This window comes from Ensifer sp. ENS09 (genome assembly GCF_014852425.1).
Classification (GTDB): domain Bacteria; phylum Pseudomonadota; class Alphaproteobacteria; order Rhizobiales; family Rhizobiaceae; genus Ensifer.
The window spans coordinates 190,461-213,675 of sequence record NZ_JACVBP010000007.1; the positions used below are offsets into that span (position 1 = coordinate 190,461).

At 63.4% G+C, this 23,215-nt stretch carries 24 protein-coding genes; 11 read left to right on the top strand and 13 right to left on the bottom strand.

The genetic code is table 11. From position 1 onward, the window contains the following. The first annotated feature begins 186 nt into the window (after positions 1-186). The 3 genes from IB267_RS29750 (at position 187) to IB267_RS29760 (ending at position 4,347) form a co-directional block, all read left to right on the top strand. Positions 187-849 carry an outer membrane lipoprotein carrier protein LolA gene (locus IB267_RS29750; RefSeq protein WP_192451018.1) on the top strand — a complete coding sequence of 221 codons (663 nt, stop codon included), beginning with the start codon at positions 187-189 and terminating at the stop codon, positions 847-849. Between the two features lie 187 nt (positions 850-1,036). Then, the gene (locus tag IB267_RS29755; RefSeq protein ID WP_192451019.1) at positions 1,037-1,843 is read left to right on the top strand and encodes an exodeoxyribonuclease III; all 807 of its coding nucleotides are present in this window, start codon (positions 1,037-1,039) and stop codon (positions 1,841-1,843) included. A gap of 320 nt (positions 1,844-2,163) precedes the next feature. After that, on the top strand, positions 2,164-4,347 hold the full coding sequence (locus IB267_RS29760) for a TonB-dependent siderophore receptor (RefSeq protein ID WP_192451020.1): 2,184 nt from the start codon (positions 2,164-2,166) through the stop codon (positions 4,345-4,347). Between the two features lie 19 nt (positions 4,348-4,366). Here IB267_RS29760 and IB267_RS29765 read toward each other — a convergent pair whose 3' ends face one another. Both IB267_RS29765 and IB267_RS29770 read right to left on the bottom strand, forming a co-directional pair. After that, positions 4,367-4,822 (bottom strand): cyclic nucleotide-binding domain-containing protein, encoded by a 456-nt coding sequence (locus tag IB267_RS29765; protein ID WP_043625643.1) that lies wholly within the window; start codon positions 4,820-4,822, stop codon positions 4,367-4,369. 119 nt (positions 4,823-4,941) lie between these two features. Beyond that, complete coding sequence (locus IB267_RS29770; protein WP_034802783.1) at positions 4,942-5,625, bottom strand: response regulator transcription factor; 684 nt, start codon at positions 5,623-5,625, stop codon at positions 4,942-4,944. Between the two features lie 144 nt (positions 5,626-5,769). On the opposite strand from IB267_RS29770, the gene IB267_RS29775 reads away from it, so the two are divergent. Then, a complete protein-coding gene (locus IB267_RS29775; protein WP_192451116.1) occupies positions 5,770-6,318 on the top strand; it encodes a L,D-transpeptidase in 549 nt (182 codons plus the stop codon). Between the two features lie 18 nt (positions 6,319-6,336). Here IB267_RS29775 and IB267_RS29780 read toward each other — a convergent pair whose 3' ends face one another. From IB267_RS29780 to rplS, 5 genes are all read right to left on the bottom strand, one after another. Further along, positions 6,337-6,873 (bottom strand): histidine phosphatase family protein, encoded by a 537-nt coding sequence (locus IB267_RS29780; protein ID WP_192451021.1) that lies wholly within the window; start codon positions 6,871-6,873, stop codon positions 6,337-6,339. Positions 6,874-7,001: 128 nt separating this feature from the next. Continuing rightward, a complete protein-coding gene (gene leuC / locus IB267_RS29785; RefSeq protein WP_043625634.1) occupies positions 7,002-8,411 on the bottom strand; it encodes a 3-isopropylmalate dehydratase large subunit in 1,410 nt (469 codons plus the stop codon). Positions 8,412-8,653: 242 nt separating this feature from the next. Further along, a complete protein-coding gene (locus IB267_RS29790; protein ID WP_192451022.1) occupies positions 8,654-9,475 on the bottom strand; it encodes an amino acid ABC transporter permease in 822 nt (273 codons plus the stop codon). Positions 9,476-9,484: 9 nt separating this feature from the next. After that, positions 9,485-10,294: a transporter substrate-binding domain-containing protein gene (locus IB267_RS29795; protein WP_192451023.1), complete on the bottom strand. Its 810-nt coding sequence runs from the start codon at positions 10,292-10,294 to the stop codon at positions 9,485-9,487. A 125-nt stretch (positions 10,295-10,419) separates the two neighbouring features. Then, entirely contained in the window at positions 10,420-10,938 is a 519-nt protein-coding gene (rplS, locus tag IB267_RS29800; RefSeq protein ID WP_043625625.1) for a 50S ribosomal protein L19, read from the bottom strand. A 326-nt stretch (positions 10,939-11,264) separates the two neighbouring features. On the opposite strand from rplS, the gene IB267_RS29805 reads away from it, so the two are divergent. Beyond that, positions 11,265-12,011 (top strand): sulfite exporter TauE/SafE family protein, encoded by a 747-nt coding sequence (locus IB267_RS29805; RefSeq protein ID WP_192451024.1) that lies wholly within the window; start codon positions 11,265-11,267, stop codon positions 12,009-12,011. On the opposite strand, the gene trmD is transcribed toward IB267_RS29805, so the two are convergent. The 6 genes from trmD to IB267_RS29835 form a co-directional block, all read right to left on the bottom strand. After that, entirely contained in the window at positions 11,993-12,685 is a 693-nt protein-coding gene (gene trmD, locus IB267_RS29810; protein WP_192451025.1) for a tRNA (guanosine(37)-N1)-methyltransferase TrmD, read from the bottom strand. The genes IB267_RS29805 and trmD overlap by 19 nt on opposite strands. Before the next feature lie 9 nt (positions 12,686-12,694). Then, the gene (gene rimM / locus IB267_RS29815; RefSeq protein WP_192451026.1) at positions 12,695-13,258 is read right to left on the bottom strand and encodes a ribosome maturation factor RimM; all 564 of its coding nucleotides are present in this window, start codon (positions 13,256-13,258) and stop codon (positions 12,695-12,697) included. A 145-nt stretch (positions 13,259-13,403) separates the two neighbouring features. Continuing rightward, positions 13,404-13,766 carry a 30S ribosomal protein S16 gene (rpsP, locus tag IB267_RS29820; protein ID WP_043625614.1) on the bottom strand — a complete coding sequence of 121 codons (363 nt, stop codon included), beginning with the start codon at positions 13,764-13,766 and terminating at the stop codon, positions 13,404-13,406. Positions 13,767-13,803: 37 nt separating this feature from the next. Then, positions 13,804-14,139, bottom strand: coding sequence for a chorismate mutase (locus IB267_RS29825; RefSeq protein WP_192451027.1), 336 nt, complete (start codon positions 14,137-14,139; stop codon positions 13,804-13,806). Between the two features lie 13 nt (positions 14,140-14,152). After that, positions 14,153-15,718: a signal recognition particle protein gene (gene ffh, locus IB267_RS29830; protein WP_192451028.1), complete on the bottom strand. Its 1,566-nt coding sequence runs from the start codon at positions 15,716-15,718 to the stop codon at positions 14,153-14,155. 255 nt (positions 15,719-15,973) lie between these two features. Next, a complete protein-coding gene (locus IB267_RS29835; protein ID WP_192451029.1) occupies positions 15,974-16,456 on the bottom strand; it encodes a MarR family winged helix-turn-helix transcriptional regulator in 483 nt (160 codons plus the stop codon). A gap of 78 nt (positions 16,457-16,534) precedes the next feature. Here IB267_RS29835 and IB267_RS29840 point away from each other — a divergent pair, with 78 nt between their 5' ends. From IB267_RS29840 to IB267_RS29865, 6 genes are all read left to right on the top strand, one after another. Continuing rightward, positions 16,535-17,548: an MBL fold metallo-hydrolase gene (locus IB267_RS29840; protein WP_192451030.1), complete on the top strand. Its 1,014-nt coding sequence runs from the start codon at positions 16,535-16,537 to the stop codon at positions 17,546-17,548. Between the two features lie 92 nt (positions 17,549-17,640). After that, complete coding sequence (gene dapF / locus IB267_RS29845) at positions 17,641-18,552, top strand: diaminopimelate epimerase (protein ID WP_192451031.1); 912 nt, start codon at positions 17,641-17,643, stop codon at positions 18,550-18,552. Further along, a complete protein-coding gene (gene mtaB / locus IB267_RS29850; RefSeq protein ID WP_192451032.1) occupies positions 18,549-19,823 on the top strand; it encodes a tRNA (N(6)-L-threonylcarbamoyladenosine(37)-C(2))-methylthiotransferase MtaB in 1,275 nt (424 codons plus the stop codon). The genes dapF and mtaB overlap by 4 nt, the downstream gene beginning before the upstream one ends. An 18-nt stretch (positions 19,824-19,841) precedes the next feature. After that, positions 19,842-21,629: a signal recognition particle-docking protein FtsY gene (gene ftsY / locus IB267_RS29855; protein ID WP_192451033.1), complete on the top strand. Its 1,788-nt coding sequence runs from the start codon at positions 19,842-19,844 to the stop codon at positions 21,627-21,629. Between the two features lie 108 nt (positions 21,630-21,737). Beyond that, a complete protein-coding gene (locus tag IB267_RS29860; protein WP_156134322.1) occupies positions 21,738-22,370 on the top strand; it encodes a septation protein A in 633 nt (210 codons plus the stop codon). Positions 22,371-22,375: 5 nt separating this feature from the next. Then, complete coding sequence (locus IB267_RS29865; protein ID WP_192451117.1) at positions 22,376-22,960, top strand: DUF2585 domain-containing protein; 585 nt, start codon at positions 22,376-22,378, stop codon at positions 22,958-22,960. Positions 22,961-23,215: the final 255 nt, after the last annotated feature.

The window sequence follows — 23,215 nt, forward strand, 5'->3', positions numbered from 1 at the left end:
TTCCAGCAGATTCGCGTCAAGCGAAGGCATTGAAAGAAAAGACGCCCGGCGGACGCGGGCAAAGGCCCCGCATAAACGGCCAAACCGGTAACAGTCATGTGAGAGCGCGAGCGAAAAAGCTCGAAAATGGCGCCTTGAAGGCGCCGCACTTGCGCTCCAGATGATTCGTAAATGAAGGAGACCGAGATGACAGAGACTAAGACTGGCGAGCGCAACCACCCGGTGATGTCGCGCCGCCTCTTCGCGTGCGGGCTTGCGGCACTCGGCGGCATCGGCGGCACCGGTCTTAACCTCGGCCCGGCCTTCGCGCAGGCCCCGAGCGCTGCCCAGAAGATCGCCGACCATTTCTCCTCGGTGAAGACCATGGCCGGCGAATTCGTTCAGTTCGGCCCGCGCGGCGAGCAGACCGGCGGCAAGTTCTATATCCGCCGTCCCGGCCGCATCCGCTTCAATTACGAGGCCCCCTCCCCGATGCGCGTCATCGCCGACGGCAAGTCCGTCGTCATCGGCAACATGAAGCTCAAGACCTGGGACATCTATCCGCTGTCGAAGACACCGCTCAATCTGCTGCTGAGCGAGAGGATCGACCTGACTGGCAAGATGGTGCGTGGCGTCAAGGAAGAGTCCGACCTCATCACCATCGTGCTCGGCGACCGCTCGATCTTCGGCGATTCGACCATCACCATGATGTTCGACCCGAAGACCTACGACCTGCGCCAGTGGACAATCACCGACGCCCAGAAGAAGGATACCTCGGTGATGATCTTCAACGTCCAGACCGGCATGGCGCTGGACGACAAGGTCTTCCAGATCCCCTATGACGAGGTTCGCAACAAAAAGGGCGGCTGAGCAATCTCAATCGCTGGATTTGTCGACACCAGGCCGCCCTCCATTGGTGCGGCCTTTTTTCATGCCTTGCCTCCCCTCCATTCCTTGTCCCGGCGCGCCGGACCTGCTTAAAGCTCGGGTCAAACATCCATCCCGAGCCGGCCTTCCCTTCGCAAGCGTCCGGCCTCAGCCGATCAGGGAATGACGCATGGCCCTTTCCGTCGCCACTTGGAACATCAACTCCGTTCGCCTGCGCATGCCGCTGGTCGAGCATCTCTTGAAGACCTGGCAGCCCGATATCCTCTGCCTGCAGGAAACCAAGTGCCCGAACGACCAGTTTCCCTCCAAGCCCTTGAAGGCGCTCGGCTACAATCATATCGAGATGCACGGCCAGAAGGGCTATCACGGCGTGGCGACGATCTCGCGCCTGCCGCTGCATGAGCTTAGCGACCGGCGCGACTATTGCGGCGTCGGCGACGCCCGCCACCTCTCGGTCGTCTTCGAGGCGGGCGGCAAGAAGATCCGGCTACATAATTTCTACGTGCCGGCCGGCGGCGACGAGCCGGATCGCAGCATCAACCCGAAATTCGGTCACAAGCTCGATTTCGTCGAGGAGATGAAACTGCTGCACGCGGAAGCCGAAGCCGGCATTTCCTCGATCCTCGTCGGCGACCTCAACATCGCGCCGCTGGAACACGACGTCTGGTCGCACAAGCAGCTCCTGAAGATCGTCAGCCATACGCCGATCGAGACCGAAGGTCTGACCACGGTCATGAACGGCGGCGGCTGGATCGACCTGATGCGCCAGCACACGCCTTCCCCGACCAAGCTCTACACCTGGTGGAGCTATCGGGCGAAGGACTGGGAGGCCGCCGACCGTGGTCGCCGGCTCGACCATATCTGGTCGTCCGCCGACCTCGCGCCGGCGCTCAAGAACGTCGACATCCTGCGGGAAGCGCGCGGCTGGGAGCGCCCCTCCGACCACGTGCCCGTCATCGCGCACTTCGACATCTAGGACATGATTTTCCGGGCGGCGGTACGCGCCTCCGGCGCCTACCGCTCCATCAAGAAAAACATGACTAAAATAATCATATTTTTCTTGATGCGCATTTCCAAACGGACTATCCCTCTTGTCGGGCGGCGGGGACACCGCCTCCGATGGCCGCTCGGCTGTCGTTTTCACGAGATCACAATGATTGCGGGTCGGTTCGGCCCACAATCATGGCCGTGATCGATTCTCAAAAATGAGAGCGGGATGTCGTCCCGCTCGGATATTCGGGTGCTTTTCTCTGGCTTTTGCCGGAAGGTTTTCGTGCGCCCGCAAGAGGGCCAGACATGTCGAAGACCTTGCCGATCACCTTCCTGCGCGCCTCGCGCCGCACGCTCTCCGCAACCACAGTTCTGACCGCGAGCGCTGTCGCCATGATCCTTTCGCCGGCAGCGACCCGTGCGCAATCGGCCGAAAACCAGAAGACCACCCGCTTGGAAAAGATCGAAGCGACGGCTGGCAAGGCGGCTGCGACGATCGCCGAGGACAACGGCACGATCGTGCCGACACGCAACGTCTCGGCGCTGAAGACCGACACGCCGCTGATCGAAACGCCCCGTTCCGTCTCGGTCGTCACGCGCAAGGAGCTTGAAGAGCGCGGCGTGCAGGACATGATCCAGGCAACGCGTTATGCCGCCGGCGTTACCACCGGCGCTTTCGGCTTCGATCCGCGATTCGACCAGATCTATATCCGCGGTTTCGAGACGACGACGACCGGCGATTTCCGTGACGGCCTGCGCCAGCCCTACATGAATTACGGCACCTTCCCGACGGAGGTTTATGGCCTCGAGCGGATCGAGATCCTGAAAGGTCCGGTCTCGGTCATGTATGGTGCTGCCGGCGTCGGCGGTATCGTCAACCGCATCTCGAAGATGCCCGAAGAGGAGACCCACCGCGGAGTCGAGCTGCAATACGGCACGATCGGCCGCGCCCAGGCCGCCTTCGATGTCGGTGGGCCGGTAACGGCCGACGGCGACGTCCTCTACCGCATCGTCGGGCTTCTGCGAAACGGCGAGACCAGCTACGACGTTGCCGACGACCGTTACCTGCTGCAGCCCTCCGTCACCTGGAAGCCGGACGAAGGCACGTCGCTGACCGTCTACGGCCTCGGGCAGAAGGGCGAAAGCGACGCCAGCCCGCGCGTGCTCGAGCATGACGGCCGGTTGCTGCGCTACAGCGACCCGGACTACGACTACCAGAAGGTCGGCCAGGTCCAGGCGGGTTACAAGTTCGAGCACGAATTCGACAACGGCCTGACCTTTCGCCAGCACGGGCGCGTCAGCGATCTGGATTTGAAGGCCCGTTACCTGCAATTCGGGACAGAGGTGGCGCCCGGCGTCTTCGACCGCTTGCCCGTTGCCATCAAGGACGACCAGCGCGCCTACCAGATCGACAACCAGCTCGAAGCCGCCTTCGACACCGGTGCGGTCTCGCACACACTGCTGACCGGCCTCGACTACACCTGGATCACCTCCGACTTCGGCCTCGGCTTCGGCGCCGTCGATCCGGCCTATCGCTTCGACCTCGACAACCCGACCTTCGGCGTCGGCGGTCCGACGCCAGCGCTGACCAGCTTCAGCGGGCGGGATCTGCGTCAGACCGGCATCTATGTCCAGGATCAGCTGGAGTTCGGCAACTGGCGCGCCGTCGGCGGTCTTCGCTACGACTGGGTCGACCAGACCAGCACCGACAAGAACACCGGCGTCGTCGATCGCAAGGACGATGGCGAACTCACCGGACAGGCGGGCCTGCTCTACCTCTTCGACAACGGCATTGCGCCCTATGCCAGCTACAGCACCTCCTTCGTGCCGCGTACCGAGCTTTCAGCCGATGGCCGCGTGCTCGATCCGACGACCGGCGAGCAGGTCGAACTGGGCGTGAAGTACCAGCCGGAAGGCGAAGCCTATTCTCTGAGCGCGGCCTATTACCGGATCGTCGAAAGCGGCGCGCCGCAATATGTGTCCGACCCGTCCCTTCCCGTCGGCTACTACTACAAGTCGGCCGGCGAGGTGACGACCAACGGTTTCGAGGTGGAAGGACGCCGGGAGTTCGACAACGGCCTGAGCTTTATCGCCGCCTATAACTATAACGACGCCGAAATCACCGGAAACGTCGATCCGTCGCTGATCGGCAACGTGCCGTCGACGAAGCCGCGCCACGTCGCATCACTGTGGGTGAACTATCTCCTGCCCGAAGACACGCAGCTTGCGGGCCTGAGCCTCGGCGGCGGCGTGCGGCTGGTGTCAAGCTCCTACACATCCGATGCCAACACCGCCGAGAACGGTGGCGCCGTCTATTTCGACGCCTCGATCGCCTATGACTTCGGCGTCAAGAACCCCGAACTCGACGGATTGTCGCTCGCCGTCAGCGCCACCAATCTCGGCGACCGCCGCGAAGGGGTCTGCACCGATGGCTATTGCTATTTCGGCCAGGGCCGCACGGTGCTCGGTTCGCTGAAGTATCGGTGGTAACGGGGAACCGTAACGCGGTTCAGGCAAAACGGCCGGCGAGCGCGCCGGCCCGGCGGATCATCGCCTGGAGGTTTTCGCGGATGCGCGCTTCGACGAGCTCGGCCACTTCAGGATATTCCTCGAGCATGCGGCGGAAGAGCGGCCGATTGATGCGAATGACTTCGCTGTCTTCCTCGGCCGTCGCCGTGAACTTGCGCTCGACCATCGAGATCAGCGCCAGCTCCGACAGAAGCGCCCCGCGGCTGACCGTCGAGACCGCCGTCTCGGCTCCGTCGACACCGACCTTCGACAGGGACAGGCTGCCGCTGGCGATCGCATAGGCACAATCGGCCGGCGCGCCCTCTCGAAACAGCTCCTGTCCCTTGAAGATGCGGCGCCGTTCCGCGCCGAAGGCGATCAGCCTCAGCTTGTCCTCGCTGATATCGGCGAACAGCGGCACGTTGGACAGAAGCACGATATCGTCGTTAAGCGCCAAGCGGCTAACCTCCCACGGTCACGTTGGTGCCGGCCTAGACCGGATCGCGCACGCAACCCATGCAAACAGCAGTCTACGGAGAACGCGCGAGAATCGGTTTTCCACCCTGCGCATTCCGGCTACGGAACGATCTTGTAGCCGCCGTTCTCTGTCACCAAAATCTCGGCATTGGAAGGGTCCCGCTCGATTTTCTGGCGCAGACGATAGACGTGGGTTTCGAGCGTATGGGTGGTCACGCCGGAATTGTAGCCCCAGACCTCTTCCAAGAGCACGTCGCGCGTCACCACCTTCTGGTCGGCGCGGTAGAGATAGCGGATGATCGCCGCTTCCTTCTCGGTCAGCCGGATCTTCTGGCCGTTTTCGAGCGTCAGCAGCTTCTGGCTGGGCTTGAACGTATAGGGCCCGACGCTGAAGGTCGCGTCCTCGCTTTGCTCGTGCTGGCGCAGCTGCGCCCGGATGCGGGCGAGCAGCACGGCGAAACGGAATGGCTTCGTCACATAATCGTTGGCGCCGGCCTCGAGACCGAGGATCGTATCGGAATCGGTATCGTGGCCGGTCAGCATGATGATCGGCGCCTTGAAGCCGCCCTTGCGCAGCAGCTTCACCGCCTCGCGGCCGTCCATGTCCGGCAGGCCGACATCCATGATCAACAGGTCCACCTGCTGGGCACGCGCCGTCTGGATGCCCTTGCCGGCAGTCGCTTCCTGGATGAGGTCGAATTCCTCGTAGAGCGAGAGCTGCTCGACCAGGGTCTCGCGCAGGTCATTGTCGTCATCGACAAGAAGAATGGTACGGGTCGCCATGGGACAATTCCTGTTTGCTTCCGTTTTCAAACTAGCTCAAATGCCTGTGTTGGCAAGCGAACCAGCGTTGCTACGTCTTTATATCCGTAACCGTGCTTATGGTGCCCCCCCAAATCACGGGCAAAGCAAAAATCCGTGAGAATGATGCGCAAGAAAACGTCGGGAAGAAGACCAGCCAAATCTGTCATCACCGTGCGCGCCGCACCGCGCGATCGCAAGCGGGCGCTCGTCTCGTTCGACGGCCGCGTCGAGCACGCCGCCATCGGGCGAAGCGGCATTACCAGCCTGAAGCGTGAGGGCGACGGCGCTACGCCACGCGCGGCGATGAAGCTGATCGGCGGCTATGTCAGGCGCGACCGGCTCTTGCTACCACCGACGCCGCTGCCGACCCGGACCACCCGCACGGGCATGCTCTGGTGCGACGCGGCGCGCCACGCGCTCTACAATCGCCCGGTCAAGGCGCCCTTCCAGCCGAGCCATGAGGAGATGATGCGTGACGACGGGCTCTACGACATCTGCCTGGTGATGGACTGGAACCTTCTCGCGCGCCGTCGAAATGCCGGTTCGGCGATCTTCTTCCACCTGATCCGGCCGGGCTACGAGCCGACGCAGGGCTGCGTCGCCGTCAGCCTGCCCGCGATGCGCCGGCTGATCCCGCATATGCGCCGCGGCACCGTCGTGAAGGTAATCTGACCTCGACGTCCGATCGGCTCAATCGAGCGAACGCGGCGTCACGAAGCGCGCCAGCCTGGCACCGCCGGACAAAAGCTCGCGCCAGCCTGTCGCTTCGAATTCAAGGACGGCAAGGGCGGCCGTCGGAAACTTGTCCGCCATGCGCATGCGCAGATCCGCATCGCCGGAGCCGACGAGCTCGTGCGCCAGGTCCTCCATGCCGGGGTTGTGGCCGACGATCAGCAGTGTTCTGATGGCCGGGTCGGTTGCGCGCAGGACACTGAGGATCTGGGCGGCGCCCACCTCGTAGATCGCCCGGGTATTTTCGACCGCGATGCCGGGCGGCAGGGCGGCAGATACCAGCTTCCAGGTCTCCTGCGCCCGTTTCGCCGTCGAGACGAGGGCGAGATCCGGCACGAGCGCATGCCGCGCCATGTAGCCCCCCATCAGTGGCGCCGACTTGCGGCCGCGCTCGCCGAGCGGCCGGTTGATGTCGGCGACGCCATCCGGCCAAGCGGACTTGGCATGGCGCAACAGCAGCAGACGGTAGCGCTGAACAGGCAGATCGTCGCTCATCCCATCCTTCTCCCAAGATGCCTCCGCCAGATAGCTTAGCGCATTTCCGGCGCACAGGTGGGGAGAGCCCAAATAAAAAAGGCCGCCCCGAAGGGCGGCCATCAACGCCGGACAAGCTCAAGTCCGGCTTATTTCCATTCGCGGATATCGACGAAGTGACCGGCGACCGCAGCCGCTGCCGCCATGGCCGGCGAGACCAGATGCGTGCGACCCTTGAAGCCCTGACGGCCTTCGAAGTTGCGGTTTGAGGTGGAGGCGCAGCGCTCGCCCGGCTTCAGACGGTCGTCGTTCATCGCCAGGCACATGGAGCAGCCCGGCTCGCGCCAGTCGAAACCGGCTTCCTTGAAGATCTTGTCGAGACCTTCGGCCTCGGCCTGTTCCTTCACGAGGCCGGAGCCCGGAACGATCATCGCCGAAACGGTCGAGGCGACCTTGCGGCCTTCGACCACCTCGGCCACGGCCCGGAGATCCTCGATGCGGCCGTTGGTGCACGAGCCGATGAAGACGCGATCGACGGCAATGTCGGTGATCTTCGTGCCCGGCTTCAGGCCCATATAGTCGAGCGCGCGCCACTTGGAGGCCCGCTTGTTCTCTTCCTGGATCTCGTCCGGATTGGGAACGATGCCCTGAACCGAGATGACGTCTTCCGGCGACGAGCCCCAGGAGACGATCGGCGGCAGGTTGGCGGCATCGAGCACGACGACGCGATCGTAGTGCGCGCCCTCGTCCGTGTGCAGCGTCTTCCAGTAGTCGAGCGCCATGTCCCAGGCCTTGCCCTTCGGAGCGCGCGGCTTGTCCTTGATGTAGTCGAACGTCGTTTCGTCAGGCGCGATCAGGCCGGCGCGGGCGCCGCCTTCGATCGTCATGTTGCAGATGGTCATGCGGCCTTCCATCGACAGCGAGCGGATCGCTTCGCCGGCAAACTCGATGACGTGGCCGGTTCCGCCAGCCGTGCCGATCTCGCCGATGATGGCAAGAATGATGTCCTTGGCGGTAACACCCGGCGGCAACTGGCCGTCGACGCGCACCAGCATGTTCTTCGCCTTCTTCTGGATCAGCGTCTGGGTGGCGAGCACGTGCTCGACTTCCGACGTGCCGATGCCGTGGGCCAGCGAACCGAAGGCGCCGTGCGTCGAGGTGTGGCTGTCACCGCAGACGATCGTCATGCCCGGCAGGGTGAAGCCCTGCTCCGGGCCGACGATGTGCACGATGCCCTGGCGCTTGTCGTTTTCCGAGTAGTATTCGACGCCGAAGTCGGCGGCGTTCCTGGCGAGCGCCTCGACCTGGATGCGGCTTTCCTCGTTCTTGATGCCGAGGTGGCGGTCGGCCGAGGTCGGAACGTTATGGTCGACGACAGCAAGCGTCTTTTCCGGCGCGCGGACCTGGCGGCCGGCCATGCGCAGACCTTCGAAGGCCTGCGGACTCGTCACTTCGTGAACGAGGTGACGGTCGATGTAGAGAAGACAGGTGCCGTCGTCCTGTTCGTTGACCAGGTGATCGTCCCAGATCTTGTCATAGAGGGTACGCGGTGCGCTCATGGCGGTATATCCATCGAGTTTTCAAAGAGGTAGGAAAGCCGGCGGCAAGGCGGCCGGAAGCACTGATCAGGAGATCAGGATAGGCGGCTTGTAAGCGCCCCGTGGACGCGCGCAAAGAAGCGTGCCGGCAGACGCTTGTGGTCCTGCAGCACGACGATTTTCTGCTCGCTACATCCGAATTTGGATTCCATGGCCGTGTTCATATCAATTTTCTGACAGGTCGGCAATTGCTGGAAACGGACTCAGCGCCGCTCCGCGCGCCTGAGCCGCCGCTCCAGCCCCCGTAGTCCCAGCGACAGACCGATGGTCAGCACGAGATAGACATAGGCAACGATCGAATAGGTCTCGAAGAAGCGAAAGGAGCCGGAGGCATAGACCTTGCCCATCTGCGTAATGTCGGCGACGCCGAGCACCGAGACGAGCGAACTGTCCTTGACCATGGCGATAAAATCGTTGCCAAGCGGCGGCAGGATCACGCGGATCGCCTGCGGAAAGATGACGAGACGAAAGCGCTGGTAGCGTGAAAGCCCGAGCGCCTTGGCGGCTTCGACCTGCCCCTTGTCTACCGAGAGGATACCCGCCCGGAACACTTCGGCGATGAACGCAGAATAGCCGATCATCAGCGCCAGGATCGCCCGCCACATCAATGAGATGTCGCGCACGACAACCGGCTCCATCCAGCCGGCGCTAATCAGCGGTGCTGAGATGAAATTGGCCGCGACGACGAGCCCCGGCGCGCCGACGAAGGCAATGTAGAACAGAAGCACCAGGATCGGCACGCCGCGGATGACTTCCGTATAGAAGCGGGCGATCTGCCGAAGGGACGAGTGCTCGGAGAGCGCCATCAGCGCGATGCCGAGGCCGAGCGTCGTCGCCAGCACGAAGCCCATGAGGGTCACGAAGACGGTGACGCCAAGGCCCTTGAAGACGACGGTGAAGACTTCCGAGAAGATGTCATTGCTGATGATCACGGCGGCGAGCGCCACAGCGATCACAACAAGGGCGACCAACCACCAGGGATAGTCGCCCTTGCCGGACATGTCTGAAGATTGTGGAGCGGCCATAGCCTGCTATCAGCCGCCCATCTTGTATTCGAGGAACCACTTCTTATCGAGGGCGTCGAAGGTACCGTCTTCCTTCAGCGCCTTGATCGCAGCGTTGACCGGGGCAACGAGATCCGAGCCCTTCGGGAAGATGAAGCCGAAATCCTCGGTGCCGAGCGGGCCGCCGACGACCTTGAGCTTTCCTTCGGAGGAATCGACATAGCCCTTGGCGGCGACGCTGTCGGTCAGGACCACGTCGACGTCGCCGGCCTTCAGAGCCTGGACGGTCGCGCCGAAGGTCTCAAACAGCTTGATGCGCGGGTTTTGCTCGTTGCCGTCGAGCATTTCGTAGACGGCGGTGTAGAACGGCGAGGTCCCCGGCTGTGCGCCGACGAGACCGTCGGCAAAGGCGCCGAAGCTCTTGCCATCGTTGAAGCGGGCCTCGTCGCTGCGCACCAGCATGAACTGCTGCGAGCGCATGTAGGGGTCCGAAAAGTCGACCTTTTCCTTGCGATCGTCCTTGATGGTGATGCCGGTCATGCCGATCTGGTACTGGCCGTCATGCACCGCCTGGATCATCGCGTCCCAGCTGGTGTTCTGGTATTCGACCTTGAAATTCAACCGCTTGGCGATCTCGTTCATCGCGTCGTATTCCCAGCCCTTGGCTTCGCCGGACTTCGGATCGACGAACTGCAGCGGCGGGTAGGCGTTTTCCGTGACGACGACAACCGTCTTGCCGCCGAGGTCCGGCAGGTCGCTGGCAACGGCCGGTGCAGAGAATGCGAAAGGAACGGCAAGTGCAGCTGCGATGCCCGCAAGCACGTGGCGACGGATTGTCATTGGAGGGCTCCCGAAAATTGTGGCAGCGGAAAATGTCACAAATTCCATCGGAAAGACAAGCGGATAGTACCAAAAAAGAAAGGCGGCCGAGGCCGCCTTTCCAACAATCCGAAAGGATTGAAAACTTATTCTGCTGCGGCTTCCGCTGCTGCCTTTGCTTCGGCAGCTTCGGCTGCTGCCTTCTCGGCGGCGAGCGCCTGAGCTGCTGCAACCTTTTCAGCCTCGATGCGTGCCTTTTCCTCGGCAATCGCCTGACGCTCGGCTTCGTTCAGCTTGCGGGCGCGCGTGCCGGTGTTCTCGACGATACGAGCCGACTTGCCGCGACGGTCGCGCAGGTAGTAGAGCTTGGCGCGACGGACCTTACCACGGCGAACCACTTCGACGCTCTCGACGAGCGGGGAGTAAACCGGGAATACGCGCTCGACGCCTTCGCCGTAGGAGATCTTGCGAACGGTGAAGCTCTCGTTGATGCCGCCGCCCGAACGAGCGATGCAAACGCCTTCATAGGCCTGTACGCGGGTACGGTTGCCTTCGACAACGCGGACGTTGACGCGCAGCGTGTCGCCTGCGGAGAATTCCGGGAGGGTGCGCTTGGCGGCAATCTTGGCGGCCTGTTCGGCTTCCAGCTGCTGGATGATGTTCATCGGTCTAACCTTTCAAGTTCTTCTGAAACAGCCAGAGCGCTCTCGATGAACCTGTCGGACCAGCCTTCAGGTCTTGCCGGATACGGCAGGAGCGGATTCGCCATTCTTTGTTGTGGTCGACGGGCATGAAACCCGAACCGGGGCGGCACTTACACCAATCACACTGCCTTGTCATCCCTGAAGGCCATAATTTCTAAGGCATCCGCGCCAGGAAAGCCGAATTTATCAGAAAATGCGCAAACACACCCGGTGCGATTGTCCGATGCAACGGACTTGCGGCCGGCACAACCACCGGCTATCCCGAGCATGAGGGGTCGGGGGAGACCATGAACATCTTCGAAATACTCATGCTGTTTGCGGCCGGCTTCCTGTCCGGCGTCGTCAATGCCATCGCCGGCGGCGGAACGTTCCTGACCTTCGGGGCGATGACGCTTGGCGGGCTCTCGCCGATCGTCGCCAACGCGACTTCGTCGATCATCCAGTTCCCGGGCTATATCACCTCGGCGCTCGCCTATGCCAAGGAGATCCGGGCCGACAAACGCTATGCGATCCTGCTCGGGGTGATCTCGGCAATCGGCGGTCTTGCCGGTGCCCTGTTGCTCATCTCGCTCTCCAACGCCTCCTTCCGCGCGCTTGTGCCCTGGCTGCTGCTGGCCGCAACGGCGATCTTCGCTGCCGGACCGCTCCTGAAACCCAAAGCCCGCGTCGACGAGCATGCGTTCAATCCGGTCGGCATCGGCGCCCAGTTCGTCACCTCCATTTATGGCGGCTTCTTCGGCGCCGGCATGGGCATCATGATGCTGGCGGTGCTGGGGCTGGCGACCGGCGGCGGCTATCACCGGCTGAATGCGCTGAAGAACTTCATCTCGATCGTGATTGCCGCGATTGCCATCGTCGTCTTTGCCGCCGGTGGGGTCGTCTCCTGGCTGCATGCGGCGATCATGGTGCCGGGAGCCGCCCTTGGCGGCTACAGCGGCGTCTGGGCGGCAAGACGCGTGCCGCAAGCGGTCATCCGCGCGCTGGTCGTCGCCGTAGGCCTGCTGCTGGCAGCCTATTATTTCTTCACGGGCTGATCAAGAAGATCGGGCCGGCGCTCGGCGGTCAGCCGACGCGCCTCCGCTTCACGCCATTTGGCAATGGCGCCGTGATTGCCCGAGGTCAGCACCGCCGGGATTTCGCGGCCCTCGAAGACCTGCGGGCGGGTATAATGCGGGTGCTCCAGCAACCCGCCTTCGAAGCTCTCGTGCACGCCGGAAAGCTCGTTGCCCATCACACCCGGCAGGATGCGCACAACAGCATCGAGCAGCGTGAGCGCCGCCGGCTCGCCGCCCGAAAGAATATAGTCGCCTATGGAAACTTCCTCGAGGCCGCGGGCATCGATCACACGCTGGTCGATCCCTTCGAAGCGGCCGCAAACGATGACGACGCCGGGGCCGGCGGCGAGTTCACGCACCCGCGCCTGTGTCAACGGTCGGCCGCGCGGGCTCATCAGCAATCGCGGCCGGTCGTCGTTCTCCGAGACACGATCGATCGCGCGCGCGAGCACATCGGCTTTGAGCACCATGCCGGCGCCACCGCCGGCCGGCGTGTCGTCGACGGTGCGGTGTTTGTCCTCGGCGAAATCGCGGATCTGCACCGGCTCGATCGACCATTGGCCACGCTCCAGCGCCTTGCCGGAAAGCGACGCGCCGAGATGGCCCGGAAACATTTCAGGATAGAGCGTCAGGATGGTGGCGCGAAACGTCATTGCCGCAGCTCACTTGCGCTTTGCGGAAAACGGGCTGCCCGGATCCTGGTCCTTGTCGTCCGAAAGGCCGGCGGCCACCGGGTCAACCAGCAGACGCCCGGCTTCCAGGTCGATCTCCAGCACTGACCATTCGGTAAAGGGGATCAGCACCGGACGTCGGCCCGGACCCTTCAGCTCGAGCAGGTCGCCGGCGCCGAAATCGAAGACGCCGCTGACCTTGCCGTAGCTCGTGCCATTGCCGTCGATCGCTTCCAGACCTTCGAGATCGGCATAGAAGAACTCATCCTCGTCGAGTTCGTCATCGTGCAGGTTGTCGCGCTCGATGAACAGGTCGAGGCCGTTGAGCGCCTCGGCAGCGTTGCGATCATTGACGCCGCGAAAACGCACGATAACGACGTTCTTCGCCTCGCGGATTTCCAGCACCTCGAACACACGGCCGTCGGCGCTGTGCAGATTGCCATACTCTCCGAGCGCGGTCGGATCATCGGTAAAGGACTTGACCCTGACCTCGCCGCGCAAGCCCTGCGCCGCGCCGATCGTCGCCATCAGAACCGGGTTTTCGAGTTTGCTCATCGTCCGCGTCCGTTTCGGTATATCTCGGTGCACATAACGGAAAACGGGCGGCATGGAAATGCCACCCGTTTCCTTAAGTCACGGCCAGCCGGAAAGGTGCGTCGGCAGATGTCCGCCGATCACTCTCCAGACCGTTCGCCGGCTCTTATTCAGCAGCAGCAGCAGCGGCGTCTTCAGCCTTCTGCTTGGCTTCAGCAGCGCGCTCCTGGGCCTTCTTGCCCGGGACGCCCTTGGTCGGGTTGCTGCGAGCCGGACGCTTTGCGAGGCCAGCCTGGTCGAGGAAGCGCAGAACGCGGTCGGTCGGCTGGGCGCCCTGGGCGATCCAGTGGTTGACGCGCTCGGCGTCGAGCTCGACGCGCTTTTCGTCGTCCTTGCCGAGCATCGGGTTCCACGAGCCGATCTTCTCGAGGAAGCGGCCGTCACGCGGGCTGCGGGCGTCGGCAACAACGATCTGGTAGTAAGGACGCTTCTTGGAACCGCCACGGGCGAGACGAATTTTCAGTGCCATTTGAGTAACTCCTTGCAGGCTTTCTTGACCGCTTCGTTCAAGCGGAATGGTTTGTGCCGGCGGTGCCCGCGGAATGCGAGCGATCGGCGGCGATGGCTTCATGATGCCGGATGACTTCCTTGATGATGAAGTTCAGGAACTTCTCGGCGAAATCCGGATCCAGATTGGCATCCTTGGCCAGGCGGCGCAGGCGTTCGATCTGGTATTCTTCGCGCGCCGGGTCCGCCGGCGGCAGTTCGTGCTTGGCTTTCAGAACGCCGACTGCCTGGGTGCAGCGGAAGCGTTCAGCCAGCATGTGGACGAGCGCGGCATCGATGTTGTCGATCGACTGCCGGTAACCCGCCAATTCCTTTTTGATTTCGGGATCAATCATGTCTTAGCGATCCTCACTTCTTCTTCGGCAGGCCGGGAAGGCCGGGGAAGCCGCCACCGAGACCCGGAAGCTTGGCGCCGCCGAGGCCAGGCAGGCCACCGCCGCCAAGGCCAGGCATGCCGCCCGGCTTCAGACCGGCCGCTTCCGCCTGCTTCTGCAGGGCTTCGAGCTGCTTCGGGTCGAGCTTCGACAGATCGGGCATGCCACCGCCACCGAGGCCGCCAAGGCCCATCTTGTTGGCAAGGCCGCCCATCATCTGCTTCATCATGCCGCCTTTGCCCTTGCCGCCCATCATCTTCATCATGTCCGCCATCTGGCGGTGCATCTTCAGAAGCTTGTTGATGTCTGCGGCATCGGTGCCGGAACCGGCTGCGATGCGCTTCTTGCGCGAATGCTTGAGCAGGTCCGGGTTGGCGCGCTCGGCCTTGGTCATCGACGAGATGATGGCGAGCTGGCGCTTGAACAGGCTGTCGTCGAGGCCGGCGGCAGCCATCTTGTCCTTCATGCCGGCCATGCCGGGCATCAGGCCCATGATACCGCCCATGCCACCCATCTTCTGCATCTGGCCGAGCTGGTCGGCGAGGTCGTTCAGGTCGAACTTGCCCTTGGCCATCTTGGCGGCCATGGCGGCCGCCTTCTCGGCGTCGATGTTCTCGGCCGCCTTCTCGACGAGCGAGACGATGTCGCCCATGCCGAGAATACGGTCGGCGACGCGGCGGGGATGGAACTCTTCGAGTTCGCCCATCTTTTCGCCGACACCGATGAGCTTGATCGGCTTGCCGGTGACCGCGCGCATCGACAGCGCCGCACCGCCACGGCCATCGCCGTCCATACGGGTGAGCACGAGGCCGGTGATGCCGACGCGTTCGTCGAAGTTGCGGGCGAGGTTGACGGCGTCCTGACCGGTCAGCGCATCGGCGACGAGCAGGATTTCATGCGGATTGGACTTCCGCTTGATCTCCGCCATCTCGATCATCAGCGGCTCGTCGATATGGGTACGGCCGGCGGTGTCGAGGATGACGACGTCATGACCGCCGAGCTTGGCAGCCTGGACGGCGCGCGCGGCGATATCGGTCGGCGACTGGCCGGCGATAACAGGCAGCGTGTCGACGCCGGTCTGTACGCCGAGCTGGCGAAGCTGCTCCTGGGCTGCCGGACGACGCGTGTCGAGCGAAGCCATCAGGACCTTCTTCTTGTCCCTGGTCTTCATCCGGCTGGCGATCTTGCCGGTGGTCGTCGTCTTACCCGAGCCCTGCAGACCGACCATCATGATGACGACGGGCGCCGGCGCATTGAGGTCGATGGTGACGCCCTCGGAGCCGAGCATCTCAACGAGCTGGTCATGGACGATCTTGACGACCATCTGGCCGGGCTTGATCGACTTCAGGATCTCGGCACCGACGGCCTTTTCACGAACCTTTTCGGTGAAGGCGCGCACGACGTCGAGCGCGACGTCGGCTTCGAGCAACGCACGGCGAACCTCGCGGAGCGCAGCGGAAACATCGGCTTCCGACAATGCGCCGCGGCCGGTCAGTCCATTCAATATGGAACCAAGGCGGTCCTGGAGGCTCTCGAACATTCTCACTTCCTTCTGGTTTCCGGTGGCGATCAACTCGCCGGAAACGTGGGTTCCTTCGCGCGGAAAACAAGGCGCAAAGCCAAAAACCACCCGAGGGCGCCACGCGCTGTCGGGTGTTGACCTCCGGGTTCTCTTTATACCTTTACGGGACCCGGTCGGTGGCTTCGAAGACTTGAGCTTGCGAAGGAATTGGCGCGGATAAACAGGAAAGCGCGGCAAAAGTCAAGGACGGCAGGCAAATGAGGCACTTTCGCCTCAGAGCGCCTCGTCCTCATCGGCCTCGTCCAGTTCGCCGGCCAGCTGTTCGAAGGCGGTCGACACCCGCGTCATCACCCGAAGCGCGGCCACCACTTCGGTCTGGTTGATATCGCCGAGCAGGGCATGCAGCAACTCCACCTCGCGGCGATGGATCTCCTCGAACAGGTCGCGCCCGGCGGCGGTCGGCGCGCAAAAATAGGCGCGGCGATGCTCCGGATTCGGCCGTCTTTCCAGCAACGCCTTGTCTGTCAGCCCATTGACGATCCTGAGCACGAACTGCCGCTTCATCGACAGGCGACGCGCCGCCTCCGGCACCGTCAGCGGCGTTTCGTAAAAAAGTTCGAGAACCGCCCGCTCCGCCACTGATATGCCGGCACCATCGAGCATATGCTCTGCCGAGCGCTGCATATTGAGATGGATGGAGCGGACCAGCTTCAGGGTCTTGTAGAGACGTTCTTGCGGGTCGAATCGAACGAGCATGGAAACACGATAGCAATCCAGTTGCTGTCTTCAAGAATTTATTAAACCTTGACCTTTCAACCAAGGCGAACCGCCCGGATGAAGACACGCAATCCATACTACCAAGGTCCCGCCTCGGATCATTTCGACGGCACCCGCTTCTTCAACCCCGACGGCAAGCCGCCCAAAGGCGCCGCCGACCTGCTGCGCTGGCAGTTCGGCGGCGGCAAGGCCCGCTGGCCGGCAAACAATCCGAGCCCGTTTGCGCAGGTGAAACCCGAGGCAAGCGTCGAAGGCGAGCGCATGCGCGTGACGATGGTCGGCCATGCGACGCTGCTCATCCAGGTGCGTGGGTTCAACATCCTCACCGACCCCGTCTGGTCGCGCCGCGCCAGCCCCCTCACCTTCGCCGGCCCACAGCGCCACAATGCGCCTGGCATCGACCTCGACGACCTGCCGCCGATCGACATCGTGCTCGTCACCCACAATCACTACGATCACCTCGACGTCGAGACGCTGGCAGCCCTTCACGAGGAACATGCTCCCCGCATCATCACCCCCCTCGGCAACGACACGATCATCCGCCGCGCCGTTCCCGAGGCCGAAATCGACGTGGTCGACTGGGGCGACCAGCTCGATTGCGGCGATGACGTCATTCTTCACGCCGAGCCCTGCCACCACTGGTCGGCGCGCGGCTCGCGCGACCGGCGCATGGCGCTCTGGGCCGCCTTCGTGCTGGAGACTCCGGCCGGCAAGATCTACCACGTCGGCGATACGGGCTTTCACGACGGCATCAACTATCGGGCAGCCCGCGAAAAACACGGCGCCTTCCGGCTCGCCAACCTACCCTTCGGGGCCTACGAGCCGCGCTGGTTCATGCAGGACCAGCACCAGAACCCGGAGGAAGCCGTGCGCGGCATGGTCGATTGCGCCGCCGCCCATGTCGCCGGCCACCATTGGGGTACGTTTCGACTGACCGACGAAGGCGTCGAGGAGCCGCGACAGGCGCTGGAGCGGGCGCTCGATGCGGCCGGCATCGCCCGCAGCCGCTTCCGGCCGCTTCGCCCCGGCGAAATCTTCGATGTACCGGCCGGCAGCGAGGGAGCCAAATAAAGGCGGCACTGGTATTTTCCGGGCTTTTCAGCCATATACAGGCCGAATGAAGGATGGCCCGCCCGGAGTGGGCCCGTTTGGACAATCGCGACATGACCGACAACGTGCAATTTGCCAGGATGAACGGGCTTGGAAACAAGATCCTCGTCGTTGACATGCGCGGTCGGAAGGATCGGGTGACGCCGGCGGCCGCGATCGCGCTCAATGCCGATCCGGCAACCGCCTTCGACCAGATCATGGCGATCCACGACCCCAAGGCTCAGGGCACCGACGCCTGGATCGATATCGTCAATTGCGACGGCTCGATGGCCCAGGCCTGCGGCAACGGCACACGCTGCGTCGTCCAGGCGCTGGCCGCCGAGACCGGCAAGAAGGCCTTCACCTTCCAGACGATCGCCGGCATCCTGAATGCAACGGAGCATGAAGACGGCACGATCTCGGTCGACATGGGCAAGCCGGTCTTTGCCTGGGACAAAATCCCGCTTGCCGAGGAATTTGCCGATACGAGCCGCATCGAACTGCAGATCGGCCCCATCGACAATCCCGTCCTGCATTCGCCCTCGGCCATGTCGATGGGCAATCCGCACGCGATCTTCTGGGTCGACAAGGACCCGATGTCCTTCGATCTCGATCGTTTCGGCCCGCTGCTCGAAAACCATCCGATGTTTCCCGAGCGCGCCAACATCACGCTGGCGCAGGTGCTTTCGCCCTCGTCACTGCGCACCCGCACCTGGGAACGCGGCGCCGGGTTGACGCTTGCCTGCGGTTCGGCGGCTTGCGCGGCTGCGGTCAGCGCCGTGCGCACCGGCCGCACCGGCCGCAAGGTGGCGATCGACGTCGCATCCGCCCCTGCCCCGGCAAAGCTGACGATCGAATGGCGTGAGCACGACGATCATGTCGTCATGACGGGACCTGCCGAATGGGAATGGTCCGGCACGCTGAACCCGACGACCGGCATCTGGCAGCGCGACGCGGCCGAAGCCGGCGGAGCCCGGGCGCTTTGAGTGGCGTCGAGGTCATAACCTTCGGCTGCCGTCTCAATACCTACGAATCCGAAGTGATGCGGGCGGAAGCCGAGAAGGCGGGGCTGAACAACGCCATCCTCGTCAACACCTGCGCCGTCACCGGCGAGGCGGTGCGCCAGGCGCGCCAGGCGATCCGCCGCGCCCGTCGCGACAACCCGCATGCCCGCATCATCGTCACCGGCTGCGCCGCGCAGACCGAGAAGGAAACCTTTGCCGAAATGGCCGAGGTCGATGCCGTGCTCGGCAACGAGGAGAAGCTGAAGAGCGCCTCCTATCGTTCGCTGCCGGATTTCGGCGTCTCGGCGGAAGAGAAGCTGCGGGTCAACGACATCATGAGCGTGCGCGCCACCGCGCCCCAGATGGTCAAGCACATCGACGGCCATGTGCGTGCCTTCATCCAGGTGCAGAACGGCTGCGACCACCGCTGCACCTTCTGCATCATCCCCTATGGTCGCGGCAATTCCCGCTCCGTGCCGATGGGTGCTGTGGTCGACCAGGCGCGCAGACTGGTCGAAACGGGTTATTGCGAGATTGTGCTGACCGGCGTCGACGCGACGAGCTACGGCGCCGACCTACCGGGCACGCCGACGCTCGGGATGCTCGCCAAGACGCTCCTGAAGCAGGTACCGGAAATTCGCCGCCTGCGCCTTTCCTCGATCGACGGTATCGAGGCCGACAAGCACCTCTTCGACCTGATCGCCGACGAAGCACGCTTCATGCCGCACCTGCACCTGTCGCTGCAGCATGGCGACGATTTGATCCTGAAGCGCATGAAGCGTCGCCATTCGAGCGCCGACGCCCGCGATTTTGCCGATCAGGTCCGCCGCCTGCGCCCGGAGATCAGCCTCGGCGCCGACATGATCGCCGGCTTCCCGACCGAAACCGAGGAGATGTTCGAAAATGCCGCGAGGCTGGCCGGGGACTGCGGGATCGCGCATCTGCACGTCTTCCCCTACAGCCCGCGTCCAGGCACGCCGGCGGCACGCATGCCGCAGCTCGACCGGGGCCTCGTCAAGGATCGTGCCGCTAGGCTTCGCGCCGTCGGCGCGATGCTCTATGCCCACCACCTCGACGGCATGGTCGGCAGCGAGCAGACGATCCTGGTCGAGAACAACGGGCTTGCCCACACACAAAACTTCACGCTCGTCGACGCGGTTGGCCTGACGCCCCGTGCGCTTGTCCCGGTCTCAATCACCGGCCACAATGGCAAGCATCTGACGATGCAGGTAAAACAAATGGCTGCGGCCTGATTTATGCGGAATTCCTGAATGGCAATGGGTTTCATCAAGAGGATCTTCACCTTCGGCAAGGGCGCGGTGGAGGAAACGAAGCCGCCGGAAGGTGTGCCGGAGGAGACCATCGTCTCTGCGCCCGAAGCGGAACAGCCGTCTCCGCCGTCCACGGAAAGTCCCGAAGCGGCCGCCCCCGTCGTTGAGGCAGAGGTCGAAGAGAGCTCGGAAGCTGCTTTCGAACCGCCCGTCGAGATCGAGACCTTGCCACTCTCCGACAGCGATCCTGTGCTGGAAGCCGAGATCGAGACCGCCGGCGGCCCGGCTTCGGATGATGCCGAGGAACTGGCGCGTGACGATGCCGCCCCGGTCGAGGCTGAGGTAACACCAGCCGAGACCGAGACCGAGATACCCCCCTCTGTTTCTTCGGGACATCTCCCCCACAAGGAGGGAGAGCCGACGGAGGCCGAGGCTGCGGCAGAAGAAGCGGTAGCAGCTACCGAGACTGCGGAACCAGTTGCCAGCGAAAGCCCGGCAACCGAGGAAGACACGCTCGCAGCCGCTCACGCGGAGACCATCGAAAACACCGCGGACACGGTGCCAGCCGACGCCAACGATGTCGAAGTGGAAGCAACGACCGAAACGCTCGCTTACGAGCTCGAGAGCGAGCCCAGCGCAATCTCCCCCCCTGTCGAGGAGATGCCCGACAGGGCAGAGGGGGATGAAGCCGCAGGCGCAGCGCTCCGCGAGAGCGTCGAGACCGCGGAGACCGACACGGCAGGTGCGGCCGAAACCCCATCGACCGAGACAACCGAGGCCGAGCCCACTGCCGCCCCCGCTCTCCCCAAAGGCTTCTCGGCCAGCGAGCGCAAGCCCAAGGAAGAACCCGTCGCCGCGCCGAAGGAAAAGCTCAGCTGGTACCAGCGCCTGCGCCGCGGCCTTGCGCGCACCTCGTCGCAACTGACCGGCCAGATCGCCAGCCTGTTCACCAAGCGCAAGCTCGACGAAGCGACGTTGCAGGACCTCGAAGACCTACTGATCCAGGCCGACCTCGGCGTCGAAACCGCGATGCGCATCACCGACACGCTCGCCTCGGAACGCTACGGCAAGGATGTCTCCGGCGAGGACGTTTCGCGCATCATGGCCGGCGAGATCACCAAGGTGCTTTCGCCCGTCGCCAAGCCGCTGGAACTCGATCTCAGCCACAAGCCGCACGTCATCCTTGTGGTCGGCGTCAACGGCACCGGCAAGACCACGACGATCGGCAAGCTCGCCGCCAAGCTGTCGGGCGCGGGCCTGAAGGTCATGCTCGCCGCCGGCGACACCTTCCGGGCCGCCGCGATCGAGCAGCTGAAGATCTGGGCCGAGCGCACCAACTCCGAAATCGTTTCCTCCAAACTCGGCGCCGACGCCGCTGGCCTCGCCTATGAAGCCTTCCAGCAGGCGCGCGAGAAGAAGTCCGACGTGCTGATCATCGACACGGCCGGCCGCCTGCAGAACAAGGCGGAGCTGATGGCCGAACTCGAAAAGATCGTGCGCGTGCTCGGCAAGCTCGATCCGGATGCGCCGCACACCGTGCTGCAGACGCTCGACGCCACCACCGGCCAGAACGCGCTGCAGCAGGTCGAGATCTTCCGCAACGTCGCCGGCGTCAGTGGACTGATCATGACCAAGCTGGACGGCACGGCGCGCGGCGGCATCCTCGTGGCCATCTCTGCCAAGCACAAGCTGCCGGTCTATTTCATCGGTGTCGGCGAAGGCATCGACGATCTTGAACCCTTCGAAGCCAAGGATTTTGCCGAGGCGATCGCCGGCGTTGCCGCCTGACGGGGCGATCGGGCGCGCGCGTAGTTGCGCCGGCCCGTTGCCTTGATATGGTTTTGCCGCAAAGCTGGTGTTATGAGCAGCAGGTACATGCAGAAACAGGACCCCCAGATGTCGTCGATCGAGGCTTCCAAGCCGCAGAAGGAAGTCAGCCCCTTGCTCAAGATGGTGCTGGAGCTTGGGCCGCTGATGGTCTTCTTCTTTGCCAACTCGCGCGGCGAATGGCTGGCCGGGCATTTTCCGGCGCTTGCCGAGCTCGGCGGTCCCATCTTCATAGCCACAGGCCTGTTCATGGCCGCGACCGCGATCGCGCTTGCCGTCTCCTGGGTGCTGACCCGCACCCTGCCGATGATGCCGCTGATTTCGGGCATCGTCGTCTTCGTCTTCGGCGCGCTGACGCTCTGGCTGCAGAACGACACCTTCATCAAGATGAAGCCGACGATCGTCAACACGCTGTTCGGCGCGATCCTGCTCGGCGGCCTGCTGTTCGGCAAGTCGCTGCTCGGCTACGTCTTCCACTCCGCCTTCAAGCTCGACGAGGCCGGCTGGCGCAAGCTGACGCTGCGCTGGGGCGTGTTCTTCCTCTTCCTGGCGGTGCTCAACGAAGTGGTCTGGCGCTCGTTCTCGACCGATTTCTGGGTCGCCTTCAAGGTCTGGGGCACGATGCCGATCACCATTCTGTTCACGCTCGCCCAGATGCCGCTGATCATGAAGCACTCGCTTGACCAGGAGAACGCCGAGTGAGCACGATGCTCGAGGAGAATGACAGCCGCAACCAGCACGCACTCCTCTGGCTCGCCGCCTGTCTTGCTGTTCTCGTCATCCAGATCGTCACCCAGCATCTGATGGGTCGTCTCTGGATCTGCGAATGCGGCTACGTCAAACTGTTCGAGCCGGTCGCCAAATCCAGCGGCAACTCGCAACACATCGCCGACTGGTACACGCCGTCGCACATCATCCACGGCTTCCTGTTCTACGGCCTCGGCCATCTGCTCCTGCGCGGCAAGCCGCTGACGGCAAAACTCTTCCTTGGGACAGTGATCGAATCCGCCTGGGAGATCGCCGAAAACACGCCGATGGTGATCAACCGCTACCGCTCGGCAACGATCTCGCTCGACTATTTCGGCGACAGCATCCTGAATTCGACGATGGATACGCTGGCCATGGCGGCCGGCTTCCTGTTTGCCGCCCGCATGCCGGTCTGGCTGACCGTGACGGTCGCCATCGTCTTCGAGCTCTTCACCGGCTGGCTGATCCGTGACAACCTCACGCTCAACGTGCTGATGCTCGTCTGGCCGCTGGATGCGGTCCGGGACTGGCAGGCGGGAATTTAAGCGGGCTCGGCCATCGTCGCTGCCCCTCATCCCGCTGCCGCGACCTTCTCCCCGCAAGCGGGGGCGAAGGGACTTGGAGCACTCGCCGCGTTCCGCGACGACCCGGCAGACAAAAAGCACTGTTGTGTTCCATCGATGCTAGGCGACAGCTTAGAGCAACCGGGTGCCGTGCGTTTCCTTCGCCCCGCCTGCGGGGAAAGGTGGCCGGCAGGCCGGATGAGAAGTAAGTCCTCACCGTCTGAATCAAGAGCCAAT

Bases quoted from the DNA above. Each gene is read 5' to 3' on its own strand.
- IB267_RS29840 (WP_192451030.1), top strand. From the start codon at position 16,535: ATGAAGACACGCAATCCATACTACCAAGGTCCCGCCTCGGATCATTTC.
- IB267_RS29750 (WP_192451018.1), top strand. From the start codon at position 187: ATGACAGAGACTAAGACTGGCGAGCGCAACCACCCGGTGATGTCGCGC.
- IB267_RS29805 (WP_192451024.1), top strand. From the start codon at position 11,265: ATGAACATCTTCGAAATACTCATGCTGTTTGCGGCCGGCTTCCTGTCC.
- rplS (WP_043625625.1), bottom strand. From the start codon at position 10,938: ATGAACATCATCCAGCAGCTGGAAGCCGAACAGGCCGCCAAGATTGCC.
- IB267_RS29755 (WP_192451019.1), top strand. From the start codon at position 1,037: ATGGCCCTTTCCGTCGCCACTTGGAACATCAACTCCGTTCGCCTGCGC.
- IB267_RS29865 (WP_192451117.1), top strand. From the start codon at position 22,376: ATGCTCGAGGAGAATGACAGCCGCAACCAGCACGCACTCCTCTGGCTC.
- IB267_RS29795 (WP_192451023.1), bottom strand. From the start codon at position 10,294: ATGACAATCCGTCGCCACGTGCTTGCGGGCATCGCAGCTGCACTTGCC.
- dapF (WP_192451031.1), top strand. From the start codon at position 17,641: ATGACCGACAACGTGCAATTTGCCAGGATGAACGGGCTTGGAAACAAG.
- ftsY (WP_192451033.1), top strand. From the start codon at position 19,842: ATGGCAATGGGTTTCATCAAGAGGATCTTCACCTTCGGCAAGGGCGCG.
- IB267_RS29780 (WP_192451021.1), bottom strand. From the start codon at position 6,873: ATGAGCGACGATCTGCCTGTTCAGCGCTACCGTCTGCTGCTGTTGCGC.
- IB267_RS29835 (WP_192451029.1), bottom strand. From the start codon at position 16,456: ATGCTCGTTCGATTCGACCCGCAAGAACGTCTCTACAAGACCCTGAAG.
- IB267_RS29770 (WP_034802783.1), bottom strand. From the start codon at position 5,625: ATGGCGACCCGTACCATTCTTCTTGTCGATGACGACAATGACCTGCGC.
- IB267_RS29760 (WP_192451020.1), top strand. From the start codon at position 2,164: ATGTCGAAGACCTTGCCGATCACCTTCCTGCGCGCCTCGCGCCGCACG.
- IB267_RS29860 (WP_156134322.1), top strand. From the start codon at position 21,738: ATGTCGTCGATCGAGGCTTCCAAGCCGCAGAAGGAAGTCAGCCCCTTG.
- ffh (WP_192451028.1), bottom strand. From the start codon at position 15,718: ATGTTCGAGAGCCTCCAGGACCGCCTTGGTTCCATATTGAATGGACTG.
- IB267_RS29790 (WP_192451022.1), bottom strand. From the start codon at position 9,475: ATGGCCGCTCCACAATCTTCAGACATGTCCGGCAAGGGCGACTATCCC.
- rpsP (WP_043625614.1), bottom strand. From the start codon at position 13,766: ATGGCACTGAAAATTCGTCTCGCCCGTGGCGGTTCCAAGAAGCGTCCT.
- rimM (WP_192451026.1), bottom strand. From the start codon at position 13,258: ATGAGCAAACTCGAAAACCCGGTTCTGATGGCGACGATCGGCGCGGCG.
- IB267_RS29775 (WP_192451116.1), top strand. From the start codon at position 5,770: ATGCGCAAGAAAACGTCGGGAAGAAGACCAGCCAAATCTGTCATCACC.
- leuC (WP_043625634.1), bottom strand. From the start codon at position 8,411: ATGAGCGCACCGCGTACCCTCTATGACAAGATCTGGGACGATCACCTG.
- IB267_RS29825 (WP_192451027.1), bottom strand. From the start codon at position 14,139: ATGATTGATCCCGAAATCAAAAAGGAATTGGCGGGTTACCGGCAGTCG.
- trmD (WP_192451025.1), bottom strand. From the start codon at position 12,685: ATGACGTTTCGCGCCACCATCCTGACGCTCTATCCTGAAATGTTTCCG.